This is a genomic window from Lutibacter profundi (assembly GCF_001543325.1).
Taxonomy (GTDB): domain Bacteria; phylum Bacteroidota; class Bacteroidia; order Flavobacteriales; family Flavobacteriaceae; genus Lutibacter; species Lutibacter profundi.
Genome location: NZ_CP013355.1, coordinates 1,844,821 through 1,859,446, shown reverse-complemented (window position 1 = coordinate 1,859,446; position 14,626 = coordinate 1,844,821). Strand labels below are relative to the sequence as shown.

Below are 14,626 nucleotides of genomic sequence, written 5' to 3'. Positions count from 1 at the left end.
TAACAACACTATGTTTTCAGAAAAAAAAGACAAGCAGCCACAAGTATTAGAGAGAAACATTATAGGAAAAAACACATCTATTATAGGAGATGTTATTTCTGAAGGAGATTTTAGAATTGATGGAAAAGTAGAAGGAACTATAAAAACAACAGGAAGAGTTGTTATTGGAAAAACAGGAAGTATAAATGGTAAAGTAGCGTGTAATAATGCAGATATTGAAGGGAAATTTTCGGGGGAATTGATTGTAAATAGCCTACTTACGTTAAAAGCAACAGCAATTATTTCTGGAGATGTAATAATTAGTAAATTATCTGTTGAGCCAGGAGCTGAATTTAATGCCTCATGCAGTATGAAAGGATCTGTTAAAGAATTAAAAAGTGAGCAAACCAAAAAAGAAAGAACAGCTTAGTAAGTATCTACAACTAACAAGTGTTGTGTTTCAAATGGGTATTACCATTTATTTAGGCACTTATGCCGGAAAATGGTTAGATAATTATTTCCAAACTTCAAATAAAACATTTTTAATTATTACAACAATGTTGGCTTTAGTTGTTTCAATATGGAATGTTTTAAGGCAGTTGAAAAGAATAAACAAAAAATATGACTAAGTTGATAGTTCGTTTTTGCATAAAATTACTACTTATTATAAGTATTGTTTTTAGTATTCATATAGGAATTTTATATTTTTTAAATATTCCATTATTTGAAAATAAAATTATTTTAGCCTATATCGTAAATGTTGTTTTAGCAATTGTAATTTTTATTGGACTAATTAAGCTTAAAAAAGATAATGAACAAATACTTGGGTTTGTTTTTTTAATTGGAAGTTTTCTAAAATTTACTATTTTCTTTCTTTATTTTTATCCAATCTATAAGCAAGATGGTAATATGAGCACATTAGAAGCTACTTCATTTTTAACACCCTATTTTGCGTGTTTAACAGTTGAAATTTTTTATTTATCTAAACTGTTGACCAGTAAGTAGTAATACCTTAATTATTTACTAGAAAGCACCAAGTCATTATCTCAAAAAATAGTTTTGGTTTCTAATTTAAAAACATATATTTGCAAAATATTTTTAGGCACCACTAGTAATAAAGTGATATGTACAGAATTAACGTAGTAAAAACCCTTACATTACTATTTTTAGTAATAACATTTTCAGTAAATGCTCAACATGAAGCAACCAAAACTTCTCATGAAGAAAAGGCATCACCTGAAAAAGATTTTAAAACTAAAATAAAAGAAGAAATAAGACATCACGTTAAAGATTCATATTATTTTGATTTTAATTCAAATTCAGAAACGGGAGAGTATAATGGATTTTCATTACCAATTATTTTATTTGATGATGGGCTACAAGTATTTATGTCGTCAAAATTTAAACATGGAAAAGAAATAGCTAAAGTTGGAGGGAATTACTATAAATTATATCACAATAAAATTTATAAAACAGACGCATCAGGGAAGTTGTCATTTGATGAACATCATCACCCAACAAATACAAAACCGCTAGATTTTTCAATAACCAAAGGTGTTTTAAGTATTATAATTGTTTCTCTTATAGTATTCCTAATATTTTCTAGTTTAGCTAAATCGTATGCAAAAAATGGTTCAATACCAAAAGGAATTGGTCGTTTTTTTGAGCCATTAGTTATTTATATCAGAGATGAGATAGCCATTCCTAGTATTGGACACAAGCATTATAAAAAGTACATGCCGTTTTTATTAACTGTTTTCTTTTTTATATGGTTTTCAAATTTAATAGGAATTACTCCTTTTGGAATGAATATAACAGGAAACTTAGCAGTAACAGCAGCACTAGCTTTATTAACATTTTTAATTACACAATTAACATCAAAAAAGAACTATTGGCTGCATATTTTTTGGATGCCTGGAGTGCCGTGGCCTATGAAAATTGTATTAGCTCCAATTGAATTACTGGGGGTTTTTATTAAGCCATTTGCTTTAATGATGCGTTTATATGCTAATATTTTTGCAGGTCATATAGTTATTTATAGTATACTTGGTTTGCTATTTGTATTTAAAAGTTATATAGGAGGAAGTTTAAGTTTTACTTTGGCATTGGTAATTTCAATTTTGGAATTATTAGTAGCCATATTGCAAGCATATATATTTACGATGTTATCAGCACTGTATTTTGGATTTGCATCTGAAGAACACGAAATGGAGCATACGGAATAATTTTAAAAATGAATGTTTAATTAATTAATATATATATTATGGAAATTCCAGTAATGGTAGGAGCAGGTTTAATAGTAATTGGAGCAGGTATAGGTATCGGTAAAATCGGTGGTTCTGCTATGGACGCAATTGCTCGTCAACCTGAAGCATTTGGAAAAATTCAAACAGCAATGTTGATTGCAGCAGCCCTTGTTGAAGGTTTAGCTTTTGCAGCATTATTTGCAGTTTAATTTTTAAAAGCAAAAGCTGTAACGGTTGGTTATAGCTTTTTGCTTTAATTTAAAACAATTTTATTTTATTATGGACAAATTAATAAACGACTTTTCTTACGGATTGTTTTTTTGGCAATCACTACTATTTATAGTTTTATTACTATTACTTAAGAAATTTGCTTGGAAACCAATTTTAAATGCAATAAATGAGCGTGAAGAAGGTATTAAAAATGCATTAGAAGAAGCTGAAAATGCTCGTAAAGAAATGCAAAATCTAACAGCCGATAATGAACGTATTTTAAAAGAAGCCCGTATTGAACGTGATACACTTTTAAAAGAGGCAAGAGAGATGAAGGAAAATATTATTTCTGAAGCTAAAGGAGCTGCTCAAATACAAGCAACTAAAGTAATAGAACAAGCTCAAGCAACAATACAAGCAGAGAAACAAGCAGCAATTACAGATTTAAAAAATCAGGTAGCAGAATTATCTTTAGGAATTGCTGAAAAAGTAGTAAGAGAAGAATTATCTGATAAAAACAAGCAAATTAAACTTGTTGAAGATATGTTAAAAGAAGTAACTATTAGTTAATTGAATTCAAATGAGTGGATCTAGAGCAGCAGTACGATATGCAAAGGCAATATTAAGTTTTGCACTTGAACAACATAAAGAAACTGAAGTAAATAAAGATATGTTGTTAATTGCTAACACAATTGATGAAAGTAAAGAGTTACAATTGTTTCTGAACAATCCAATTATTAAATCTGAATTAAAGAAAAAGGCATTAAATAAAGTTTTTTCAACAAAAATTACAAGTTTAACATCAAGCCTTATCAATCTTTTAATAGATAATAAACGCCTTTCAATAATAGAAGGTGTAGCAAAAAAATACACCATTCTTTTTGATAGCTTAAAAGGAATAGAAGTAGCTAAAGTTACAACCGCAATTTCTTTGACGGATGATTTAAACAAACAGGTTTTAAATAAAGTAAAAGAAATTACAGGAAAACAAGCAACAATTGAAAACATAGTAAATCCAGATATTATTGGTGGGTTTATTTTACGTATTGGAGATATACAATATGATGCAAGTATTGCAAATAAATTACAAATATTAAAAAGACAATTTGAAGACGAAAGTTTAAGTTTAAAATTGTAGAAATTTAGTTTTAAAAATAAATAAAAAATGGCATCAATAAAACCAGCTGAAGTATCAGCGATTTTAAAACAACAATTAGCAGGATTTGAAGGTTCAGCCTCTTTAGATGAAGTAGGAACCGTACTAGAAGTGGGTGATGGAATAGCTCGTGTATATGGTTTGGCAAATGTTCAATACGGAGAACTAGTTGAGTTTGAAGACGGATTGGAAGGTATTGTATTAAACTTAGAAGAAGATAATGTAGGTGTTGTTTTATTAGGACACTCTAAGGTAATTAAAGAAGGAGCTGTTGTAAAACGCACAAAAAAAATTGCGTCTTTACAAGTTGGTGAAGGTATCGTTGGGCGTGTAGTTAATACATTAGGGCTTCCAATTGATGGAAAAGGCCCAATACAGGGAGAAACCTTTGAAATGCCATTAGAGCGTAAAGCACCAGGTGTTATATTTAGAGAGCCTGTAACAGAACCACTACAAACAGGAGTAAAAGCTATTGATGCTATGATTCCTGTTGGAAGAGGACAGCGTGAACTTATTATTGGTGACCGTCAAACAGGTAAATCAACTGTTGCAATTGACACCATTATCAATCAAAAAGAATTTTACGATGCTGGTGTACCAGTATATTGTATCTATGTTGCAATTGGTCAAAAAGCCTCTACCGTTGCTGCAATTGCTAGTTTATTAGAAGAAAAAGGAGCAATGGCTTATACAACTATTGTTGCTGCCAACGCATCAGACTCTGCATCAATGCAAGTTTATGCTCCAATGGGAGGTGCTGCTATTGGAGAATATTTTAGAGACACAGGTCGCCCTGCTTTAATTGTTTATGATGATTTATCTAAACAAGCAGTTGCATATCGTGAAATTTCATTATTGTTACGTCGTCCACCAGGGCGTGAAGCATATCCAGGTGATGTATTTTATTTACATTCTCGTTTGCTAGAGCGTTCAGCAAGAGTAATTAAAGATGATACTATTGCTACTCAAATGAATGACGTTCCAAATTCAATAAAAGGAATGATAAAAGGAGGAGGTTCTTTAACCGCTTTACCAATTATTGAAACTCAAGCAGGAGATGTATCAGCTTACATACCAACAAATGTAATTTCTATTACTGATGGTCAAATTTTCTTAGAGTCAGATTTATTTAACTCAGGTGTGCGCCCAGCAATTAACGTTGGTATTTCAGTATCTCGTGTTGGAGGAAATGCTCAAATTAAATCTATGAAAAAAGTAGCAGGTACTTTAAAATTAGATCAAGCTCAATATCGTGAGTTAGAAGCATTTGCTAAATTTGGATCAGATTTAGATGCTGCAACTATGAGCGTAATTGAAAAAGGAAAGCGTAATGTTGAGATTTTAAAACAAAACCAAGCAGATCCTTTTAAAGTTGAAGATCAAATTGCAATTATTTATGCAGGGTCAAAAAACCTATTAAGAAATGTTCCTGTTGATAAAATAAAAGAATTTGAAAAAGATTATTTAGCGTATTTAAATGCAAAACATAGAGATACTTTAGATATTTTAAAGGCAGGAAAATTAACTGATGAGGTTATAGACACATTAACTAATGCAGCTAAAGAAATTTCAGCAAAATACGCTTAAATTACTATCGAATATTTTATTTGAGTAAAAATTAAAATTTAATTTACCTCTATATAAAGAGGTTCGTAAAGGCTAAAAATGGCAAACTTAAAAGAAATACGTAATAGAATTACATCCATTGGTTCAACAATGCAAATTACTAGTGCCATGAAAATGGTATCAGCAGCAAAGTTGAAAAAAGCACAAGATGCAATTACTAAAATGCGACCGTATGCTAATAAGTTAACAGAACTTTTGCAAAGTTTAAGTGCAACATTAGATAGTGAAGTAGGAGGAGTTTATTCTGAGCAAAAAGAAGTTTCAAAAGTATTATTAGTTGTAATTACTTCAAATAGAGGCTTGTGTGGCGGCTTTAATTCAAATATAATTAAGGCAACTATCCAAAATATTGAAGATAATTATAAAGGGAAACAAGTTGATCTTTTAACTATTGGTAAAAAAGGAGATGCTATTTTAGCGAAAAATTATACTGTTGTTGAAAAGCATAATGAAATTTATGAAGAATTAACTTTTGATAAAGTTGCAGTTATTGCAGAAAGAGTAATGGATTTATTTGCTTCAGGTGAATATGATAAGGTTGAATTGATATACAATAGATTTAAAAATGCAGCAACTCAAATTGAAACTATTGAACAGTTTTTACCAATTGAACCAGTAAAAGAAGCTATAAAGGTAAATACAGATTATATTTTTGAACCATCTAAAGCAAAAATTGTATTAGAATTAATACCAAAATCATTAAAAACACAATTATACAAAGCAATTAGAGATTCTTTTGCTTCTGAACATGGTGCACGTATGACTGCGATGCATAAAGCTACAGATAATGCAACAGAATTAAGAGACGATCTACTATTAAAATACAATAAAGCACGTCAGGCAGCAATCACCAATGAAATTCTTGAAATTGTTGGTGGAGCAGAGGCGTTAAACAATTAGGCGCAGCCAAATGTTTAAAAAAGAGCAGAGGCGTTAAACAATTAGGCGCAGCCAAATGTTTAAAAAAGAGCAGAGGCGTTAAACAATTAGGCGCAGCCAAATGTTTAAAAAAGAGCAGAGGCGTTAAACAATTAGGCGCAGCCAAATGTTTAAAAAAGAGCAGAGGCGTTAAACAATTAGGCGCAGCCAAATGTTTAAAAAAGAGCAGAGGCGTTAAACAATTAGGCGTAGCCAAATGTTTAAAAGAACAGAGGCGTTAAACAATTAGGCGTAGCCAAATGTTTAAAAAAGCGCAGAGGGGTTAATAATTCGTAAAATTTAAATTGGTTAATAGTTAAAAGAGTTTATCAAATTTTGATAAGCTCTTTTAGTTTGGTACATACTTTGTGTATATTTGATTTAAAATAATAATATGAATAAATTAGCAAGTTTTTCAATCTCAATAATTATCCTTTTTGCATTTTCTTTTTGTAGCGCATCAAAAAATACGTTCAAAAACAACCCTCCTTTTAAAATTATTAAAACTACGTACAATAGCTGGGTTGGTGGACAGCCAGGAGTAAGAGGAATTACTATTTATGTTACGATAGATAACCCTAAAATTAATTTAGATACGGTTTTCTTCAGAAATATGAAAACGAAATTAAAGAAAGATTTAAGTGTTACATCTAACACTTTTGTAGGTAGTTTTACGCTTCATAATAAAGAACATGATTTTATTTTAGAAAAAAAATCAATAAAAGAATTTGGGAATATACCACCTAAAACATCTTTAAATATACCTTTTACATTGGGAGATAACGAAGCAGTTGTAAGCTATATTTATAAGGATAAAAAGTATTTTTATAAGATAAAAAATGTTATTGAAGTAAAAGCAGTTCAGTACCCTATGAAGAAAAAACAATAATACAAAGTATTTATAATCAGTATTTTACACCTTTGTTGTTGTGCTTTGAAATTTATGGCATAAAAATTGAAACTATAAAGTTGTAACCAAAAAGAAATGATTATGAGAACTTTAAAATTACTTTTTACAACCGTAGTAGCTGGAATATTGTTTACATCATGTAGTGTTATAGTAGAAGAGTTTAATGCCCCATATTATGTAGATTTAGAAGATGTTGTAACTGCGTATGATTTATGGTATATAGATTACAATCAAACAACTGGATTTGGAGATGTTCCTTTTTTATCAAAAGCTTTTACGGTATCATTTATTAATGGAAAATTGTATGCAAACAATAACTTAGTTGGAATTGGAGCTACAGGAAACGGATATGGTATTTTGGTAGGGTATTACGATACTTTTAATGGAAGTTTAGAAATAGACCATGATTTAGATGGATATTTTAATTTTGAAGTTGTCCAATTATCAGTTGATAGATTAAAACTAGTAGATAATTATAATAATGTGAGCTATTATTTAGAAGGTTATCAAAAAAATAGTTTTGATTTTGATCAAATATTTTATGACAACATAGAATATTTTTTACAAGAATATGATGCTTGGGAAAAAACAGATGTAAGCACTACAGGTAATTTAAATGAATTTGATAATGAAAACTTTTTAGCTTTTACCCCTGAAAATATTACAACATTTTATTCTTCTCAAGATAAAGTTGGCACAAATATTGATAATATATATTGGGATTATGTTGGAAGTTACTCAGTAGCAAATGTACATGGATATGACAATCTAAAAATTTTAACATTAGATTATGATTCTGTGGGCAATGAGGAGTTTGAGTTAACCGTTATAAATGATGAAAAGATTAGTTTGTACCATATAAGTTCTGGAACAACTTATGAGTTTACTGGAGTTGGATATATTCAATACTTAAAATCTAGTTCAGCCAAAGAAACTGTAAGTAACGAAGGTAGAAAACGAACTAAAGTAACAAGAGAAACAAAAATAAGAAGAAATTTAAAATAAAGTTTGGTTAGTTGATTTTTGGTTGGTTATTTTTATAACCAATTAAGTCAAACCGCTCCTGCCAAGGAGCGGTTTTTTTGTATCTTTATAATTTAAAATAAAGATAAAATGAATAATAAAACAGCATTTATTACAGGAGCAACTTCTGGAATTGGAAAAGCAACAGCTCAGCTTTTCGCCAAGAATAATATAAGGTTAATATTATGTGGAAGGCGTAAAGAACGGTTAGTTGAATTAAAAGAAGAATTAGATAAATTAACAGATGTAATTACGTTACAATTTGATGTTAGTAAAAGAGGTGAAGTTTTTAAAGCTATAGAATCACTTCCAAATGAATTTCAAGAGATAGATATTTTAATAAATAATGCAGGGAATGCGCATGGACTAAGCACTATTCAAGAAGGAGATATAGATGATTGGGATGCAATGATAGATATAAATGTTAAAGGGTTGTTGTATGTTTCACGGGCGATACTTCCAAAAATGATTGAGAAAAATAATGGTTTTGTAGTTAACATTGGATCTATTGCCGGAAAAGAAGTTTATCCAAATGGAAATGTTTATTGTGCTTCAAAGTATGCGGTTAATGCTTTAAACAAGTCAATGCGAATAGATTTAAACAACTATAATATTAGAGTATCGGCTATACACCCTGGCGCTGTTGAAACTGAGTTTTCTGAAGTTCGTTTTAAAGGGGATAAAGAAAGAGCTAAAAATGTATACAAAGGGTTTAAGGCATTGGAAGCTAAAGATGTAGCCGATATCATTTATTTTGTAATAACAAGGCCATACCACGTTAATATAGAAGATTTAATAGTATATCCTACAGCACAGGCAAGTGCAACTATTTTAAATAAGGAATAAGATTTTAACATGATTAACAAGCGGTTATTAATTAAAAATTTATTAGCTCATAATGATGAGAATAGCTTTTATGATAAAAAGCAAAAAATATCGTTAGACACAAATGAAGGAAAAGCTAAATTTTTAAAACATGTTTGTGCATTATCAAATTCAAATCCTAAAAATAATTCATACATAGTTATAGGCGTTGAAGATCAAACTAATAAGATTGAAGGAGTTGATTTTTTTGATGACAGCAAAATTCAAAACCTTATTAATTCCTATTTTGAAAATCCGCCACAAATTCAATATGAAAATATTCCTTTTCCAAGGCTACCTAGGCATAAAGTAATTGGCTTAGTAACAATTCATCCTAATAATAAAGTTACGTATTTAAAGAAGTCTATTTGGAAGTATGTTAAAGGAAGAATTTTTTTTAGAAGAGGTAGCAATTCTATGTCAACTTTAGGAAAGTTTGAACTAAAAAACACAAATCAGGCTATTGTTGAAGCTATTGAAATTAATGCGAGTAACAATATTGAATTAACACTAGATGGTGTTTTCGATTTTTTTAAACGACACAAAAAAATATTTCATCCAACATATAAAGTTTTTAATGAACAATTTGTGTTATGTTGGGCGGGAGAAAAAAAGAAAGTAGGAGATAAAACATTCTATTCTCGTGTAGATATAGAGTTAATTAATGAACGAGTACGACTTTTTTATTCGGCTTTAGATGAAGTTAAAATTGAATACAACCATAGATCATTTATTATTACTGAATACGTTTATTTAAGAATTAAAGATGATTTTGATTTTTATCCATTTGAGAAAACAGTAATCCATTTTAAAGATAACGGTAAACATGATATTGTTAGTGAACTGATATTTCAGCCTCCTAAATTTAACAAAACAGTTTTACATCATATATTTAATAATTGCAATGCAATTTTAATGAAGTTAAAAAATAAAACACCACTTACTCAACGTGAATTAATTGATTTACAAGAATTACCAACCAATTATATGATTTGTGTTTTGAATAACATTAAAGGAGCAAAACTTAAGTTAGAAGAGGCTCGAGAAATTTTGAGAAATTTAGAAGATAAATCTACTTATATTAAGTATAAAGAAGCCGTTAGAGTTTTAAGAAAAGTAAAAAATAAATAAAAAACCACTTCAAATTTAAAGTGGTTTTTTATTTGGTATAAAATTTTTACTACAGGTCAAATTTAATACCTTGTGCTAAAGGTAATTCCGTAGTATAGTTTATAGTATTTGTTTGTCTTCTCATATAAACTTTCCAAGCATCAGAACCAGATTCTCTTCCTCCTCCAGTTTCTTTTTCACCACCAAAAGCACCACCAATTTCAGCTCCAGAAGTTCCAATATTAACATTCGCAATACCACAATCTGAACCTGCTTGAGATAAGAATTTTTCAGCTTCACGTAAATTGTTGGTCATAATTGCAGAAGAAAGTCCTTGAACAACCCCATTTTGAATTTCAATAGCATTTTCAACATCACCTGAATATTTTAATAAATATAAAACGGGGGCAAAAGTTTCATTTTGAACTATTTCAAAGTGGTTTTCAGCTTCTGCAATTGCAGGTTTAACATAGCAACCACTTTCATAACCTTCACCACTTAATACACCACCTTCAACCACTAAATTTCCACCTTCCTCAACAACTTGTTGTAATGCGTTTTTATACATTTCAACAGCAGCTTTATCAATTAATGGCCCCACGTGGTTTTTTTCATCTAAAGGATTTCCTATACTTAATTGTTTGTAAGCATCAATCAATGAATTTTTTACTGTATCATATATAGATTCATGTATAATTAGTCTACGTGTTGAAGTACAGCGTTGCCCAGCAGTTCCTACAGCTCCAAAAACAGCTCCAATAATTGTCATTTTAATATCTGCATCTGGAGTTACAATAATAGCATTGTTTCCTCCTAATTCTAATAAAGATCGTCCTAAACGTTCAGCAACTGTTTTGGCAACTATTTTTCCCATTCTAATAGAACCAGTTGCTGAAATTAGAGCAACACGTTTATCAGTAGTCATATATTCCCCTACTTTATAATCTCCGTTTACAATGCAAGAAATACCTTCTGGTAAATTGTTTTCTTTCAATACATCAGCAATAATATTTTGGCAAGCAATGCTACACAAAGGAGCTTTTTCAGAAGCTTTCCAAATACAAACATCACCTGCAATCCAAGCCAAAGCAGTATTCCAAGCCCAAACAGCAACAGGAAAGTTGAATGCTGAAATAATCCCTACAATTCCCAGAGGGTGGTATTGATCGTACATTCTATGCCCAGGGCGTTCAGAATGTAAGGTAGAACCCTGTAATTGACGTGATAACCCAACGGCAAAGTCACAAATATCTATCATTTCTTGGACCTCTCCTAAACCTTCTTGTAATGATTTTCCCATTTCATAAGACACTAATTCGCCTAAAGGTTGTTTTAATTCACGCAACTTTAAACCAAATTGGCGAACTATTTCACCACGTTGAGGCGCAGGCTTTAATCTCCAAGTTTTAAAAGCGTCTTGAGCTGTCTCAATAACAGTTTCAAAATCATCTTTGCTTGTTGTAGTTACTTTTGCTATTAAATTTCCATCTACTGGTGAGAAAGACTCAATAATTTCACCGTTTCCAAAGAAATTAGAACCGGTTGATGTTCCTTGATTTAAGTTTTGAACTCCTAATTTAGTAAGCGTTTTTTGAATTGTTTTTTCTATAGTTGTTTCCATGATATGGATTTATTTTAAATAAATGATGTTGCAAAATTACAAATAATAAATGTTATAAAAAGAAATGCCGCTTCAAATTTGAAACGGCATTCTTCATTCAATATTTGGTAACCAACCAAATAATAAACCAACTAAAACTTATAATTTAATCCTGTATAAACTCCTAGGTAATAAGGTTGAATACTACCAGCGTTTTTAGAAAATGTGTTTGTTTGAACTTTAAACATGGGTGATATATTGATATATAGATTTTTATGGATTGAATAATCTACATCTAATCCAATATTACCACTAAAGTTTACAGATCTTAAATTGTTCGAAGAACCTAAACTTTGTGAAAAATTGCTTGTTTCAATAAAAACTTCATCTTTATTTAAAAGAAGTGTACTAAAACCACCAACTAAATTAACACCTAATTTGCCATTGGTAACATTGTATTTTATTTCTACAGGAATTTCAACATAACCAAAAATTTGATTTATGTTTCCTGTATTGGTAATTTCTTTTGAGGAGATATTGCTGCTTTTACTTGAAATAGGGTTACTTGATAGATTGGATAAACTGATAACAGCTACCCCAGGTGTTATAAATACATCATTAGTTGTATATCCTAAATTAATAAGGTTAACACCAGATTGTATACTAAACTTGTTGTTAAGTTTGTAGGCAAATTTAACACCATACGAATAGGATGAATTTCCAGAAGTTGTATTTTCTTTAAATTGAGAATCAATTCCAGACCCACTACCAAATGAATTGATATAAATTGGAGCAAATATTGTTGCTACAGACAATCTACCTTTTAAAAAATCTTTACCTAAAACTTTTTTATTGATATTGTTTTTTAGTGGTAAATTTTTACCATCAGTTAAAGAATAATACCTATTTAAATGTTTGTTTGTAATCCCATTTTTTTCAACATTCTCATCAGTTTTTTTTGAATCAACATTCTCTAAACTTAAAATGTTTTTCTCATTCTCAAAATCGAAAATACTTTTTACTGATTCTTTTTCGTTTATGGTATTAGATTTTATAACAGTATTTTTACTATTTAAAGTATCTTTAGTATTTAATTTTTCTTTTTGTTTATCACTATTAAAAATTAAATTTTTAGTGAAGTTATTTGTGGGTAATAAAAAAATGGTACCAATGCTAAAAAATAAAACAAGTAATGCTGCAACACTAGAAACTTTAAACCAAATAGGTATGTGGCGTTTTTTAGAAGTTGGAGCTAATTGTTTTTCAATGGCGTTCCAAGAATTGTTTGGAGGAAAAACCTCAAAGTCTTTTAAATTCTCTTGGAATATTCTATCAATATTTTTATAATCTTTCACTACTACCTTAATTAATCTTAAACAGATTGTTGCTCTTCTTGATGTAATTCAATTTTGTTCTTTAAAATGGCTCTTGCTCGGGCTAAATTTGATTTGGACGTACCCTCAGCAATACACAACATTTTAGAAATTTCTTTGTGTGAATAACCATCCAATACATATAGGTTGAAAACCATTCTGTATCTATCAGGCAATTCCTGTATTAGATTTAGCAAAAAATCTAAAGAAATTTCCTCATCATCAACATCAACAATTACTTCGTCAGGTATCTCCTCTGTAACAACAATGTTTAACACGTTTTTTTGTCTATATTTTAACAGAATAGTGTTAACCATAATTCGCTTTAACCAACCTTCAAAAGATCCTTTAAATTTAAACTGCCCAATTTTATTAAAAATAGTTACAAAACCATCTTGAAAATTATCTTGAGCCTCTTGTTTATTTTTAGAGTACTTTAAGCATATTGAAAATAACTTACCGGCAAAAAGCTGGTAAATTTCTTCTTGTGCTTTTCGATCGTTCTTAGCACATTGTTTTATGAGTTTATTTAAACCCAAAAGCAACTGTTTTAATTGTTAATAAGATACCTAAAAAGATAATAGGTTGCGTAAATTTACATTACTTTTGTGATGTTTCCCAAAGTTTATGAAAATAAATAAGTTTTTTAACATTTCTAATGCCAACGATTTTAAGCAGATTTCACTTGAAATATTTAAATTTCAAGCTGAAAATAATTTAGTTTATAAAGCGTTTATAAATTATTTACATGTTGATATAAGAGATGTTAAAAGTATAAAGCAAATCCCTTTTTTACCCATCCAGTTTTTTAAATCTCATAAAGTTATTTCTTCAAAAGAGAAAATTCAACAACTATTTTTAAGTAGTGGGACAACTGGAAATAGCCAAAGTAAACATTTTGTTACGGATTTAACTATTTATGAAAAAAGTTTTGAAAAAGGATTTGAATATTTTTATGGGTCATTAAAAAATTACACAATTTTAGCTTTGTTGCCATCCTATCTTGAACGAGAAGGATCTTCATTAATTTATATGGTGAATAATTTTATTAAAAAATCTAAAAAACCTAGAAGTGGATTTTATCTAAATAACCTTGATGAACTACATAAAAATTTATTAGAATTAGATAAAAATAATGAAAAAACAATATTAATAGGAGTTTCTTTTGCGTTGTTAGACTTGGTTGAAAAATATAAATTTCAACTAAAAAACACCATTATTATGGAAACAGGAGGTATGAAAGGCAGAAGAAAAGAATTAATTAGAGAAGAATTACATCAAATTTTGTGTGAGGGTTTTGGAGTAAAAAAAATTCATTCAGAGTATGGAATGACTGAACTGCTAAGCCAAGCGTATTCTAAAGGGAATGGAATTTTTAAATGCCCTCCTTGGATGAAAATTTTAATTCGTGATACCGAAGATGCGCTTACATTATTACCTACAGGAAAATCAGGAGGTATTAATGTAATTGATTTGGCAAATGTAAATTCATGTTCTTTTATTACTACCCAAGATTTGGGAAAAATTCACCCAAATAATACTTTTGAAGTATTAGGAAGGTTTGACAACTCAGATATTAGAGGTTGTAATTTAATGGTAATGTAATTTTTA

At 29.6% G+C, this 14,626-nt stretch carries 17 protein-coding genes; 14 read left to right on the top strand and 3 right to left on the bottom strand.

Annotated elements, in window-relative coordinates; genetic code table 11:
- Window positions 1–10 precede the first annotated feature (10 nt).
- From Lupro_RS08260 to Lupro_RS08205, 13 genes are all read left to right on the top strand, one after another.
- Window positions 11–409: a bactofilin family protein gene (locus Lupro_RS08260; protein ID WP_068208563.1), complete on the top strand. Its 399-nt coding sequence runs from the start codon at window positions 11–13 to the stop codon at window positions 407–409.
- Complete coding sequence (locus tag Lupro_RS13175) at window positions 378–608, top strand: AtpZ/AtpI family protein (protein ID WP_227807432.1); 231 nt, start codon at window positions 378–380, stop codon at window positions 606–608. Before Lupro_RS08260 ends, Lupro_RS13175 begins: the two co-directional genes overlap by 32 nt.
- Window positions 601–984 carry a hypothetical protein gene (locus tag Lupro_RS08255; protein WP_068208560.1) on the top strand — a complete coding sequence of 128 codons (384 nt, stop codon included), beginning with the start codon at window positions 601–603 and terminating at the stop codon, window positions 982–984. The genes Lupro_RS13175 and Lupro_RS08255 overlap by 8 nt, the downstream gene beginning before the upstream one ends.
- A 119-nt stretch (window positions 985–1,103) precedes the next feature.
- Window positions 1,104–2,204, top strand: coding sequence for a F0F1 ATP synthase subunit A (gene atpB / locus Lupro_RS08250; RefSeq protein WP_068208558.1), 1,101 nt, complete (start codon window positions 1,104–1,106; stop codon window positions 2,202–2,204).
- A 38-nt stretch (window positions 2,205–2,242) separates the two neighbouring features.
- A complete protein-coding gene (gene atpE / locus Lupro_RS08245) occupies window positions 2,243–2,434 on the top strand; it encodes an ATP synthase F0 subunit C (RefSeq protein ID WP_068208555.1) in 192 nt (63 codons plus the stop codon).
- A gap of 70 nt (window positions 2,435–2,504) precedes the next feature.
- Window positions 2,505–3,005, top strand: a complete 501-nt coding sequence (locus Lupro_RS08240) for a F0F1 ATP synthase subunit B (protein ID WP_068211540.1) — start codon at window positions 2,505–2,507, stop codon at window positions 3,003–3,005.
- A 10-nt stretch (window positions 3,006–3,015) separates the two neighbouring features.
- Window positions 3,016–3,573 carry an ATP synthase F1 subunit delta gene (gene atpH, locus Lupro_RS08235; RefSeq protein WP_068208552.1) on the top strand — a complete coding sequence of 186 codons (558 nt, stop codon included), beginning with the start codon at window positions 3,016–3,018 and terminating at the stop codon, window positions 3,571–3,573.
- Between the two features lie 27 nt (window positions 3,574–3,600).
- Window positions 3,601–5,178 (top strand): F0F1 ATP synthase subunit alpha, encoded by a 1,578-nt coding sequence (atpA, locus tag Lupro_RS08230; protein WP_068208549.1) that lies wholly within the window; start codon window positions 3,601–3,603, stop codon window positions 5,176–5,178.
- Window positions 5,179–5,256: 78 nt separating this feature from the next.
- The gene (atpG, locus tag Lupro_RS08225; protein WP_068208545.1) at window positions 5,257–6,117 is read left to right on the top strand and encodes an ATP synthase F1 subunit gamma; all 861 of its coding nucleotides are present in this window, start codon (window positions 5,257–5,259) and stop codon (window positions 6,115–6,117) included.
- A gap of 412 nt (window positions 6,118–6,529) precedes the next feature.
- Window positions 6,530–7,024, top strand: coding sequence for a hypothetical protein (locus Lupro_RS08220; protein WP_068208542.1), 495 nt, complete (start codon window positions 6,530–6,532; stop codon window positions 7,022–7,024).
- 102 nt (window positions 7,025–7,126) lie between these two features.
- On the top strand, window positions 7,127–8,050 hold the full coding sequence (locus tag Lupro_RS08215; protein ID WP_068208538.1) for a hypothetical protein: 924 nt from the start codon (window positions 7,127–7,129) through the stop codon (window positions 8,048–8,050).
- A 108-nt stretch (window positions 8,051–8,158) separates the two neighbouring features.
- Window positions 8,159–8,914: an SDR family NAD(P)-dependent oxidoreductase gene (locus Lupro_RS08210; RefSeq protein ID WP_068208536.1), complete on the top strand. Its 756-nt coding sequence runs from the start codon at window positions 8,159–8,161 to the stop codon at window positions 8,912–8,914.
- A 9-nt stretch (window positions 8,915–8,923) separates the two neighbouring features.
- Window positions 8,924–10,063: an ATP-binding protein gene (locus Lupro_RS08205; RefSeq protein WP_068208533.1), complete on the top strand. Its 1,140-nt coding sequence runs from the start codon at window positions 8,924–8,926 to the stop codon at window positions 10,061–10,063.
- Between the two features lie 49 nt (window positions 10,064–10,112).
- Here the strand turns inward: Lupro_RS08205 and amaB are convergent, their stop codons facing one another.
- The 3 genes from amaB to Lupro_RS08190 form a co-directional block, all read right to left on the bottom strand.
- Window positions 10,113–11,663: an L-piperidine-6-carboxylate dehydrogenase gene (gene amaB, locus Lupro_RS08200; RefSeq protein ID WP_068208531.1), complete on the bottom strand. Its 1,551-nt coding sequence runs from the start codon at window positions 11,661–11,663 to the stop codon at window positions 10,113–10,115.
- 131 nt (window positions 11,664–11,794) lie between these two features.
- A complete protein-coding gene (locus Lupro_RS08195) occupies window positions 11,795–12,997 on the bottom strand; it encodes a porin family protein (RefSeq protein WP_068208527.1) in 1,203 nt (400 codons plus the stop codon).
- 17 nt (window positions 12,998–13,014) lie between these two features.
- Entirely contained in the window at window positions 13,015–13,554 is a 540-nt protein-coding gene (locus tag Lupro_RS08190) for an RNA polymerase sigma factor (RefSeq protein WP_068208523.1), read from the bottom strand.
- Between the two features lie 88 nt (window positions 13,555–13,642).
- Between Lupro_RS08190 and Lupro_RS08185 the strand changes: the two genes are divergently transcribed.
- Window positions 13,643–14,620, top strand: a complete 978-nt coding sequence (locus Lupro_RS08185; protein ID WP_068208519.1) for a LuxE/PaaK family acyltransferase — start codon at window positions 13,643–13,645, stop codon at window positions 14,618–14,620.
- Window positions 14,621–14,626 lie beyond the last annotated feature (6 nt).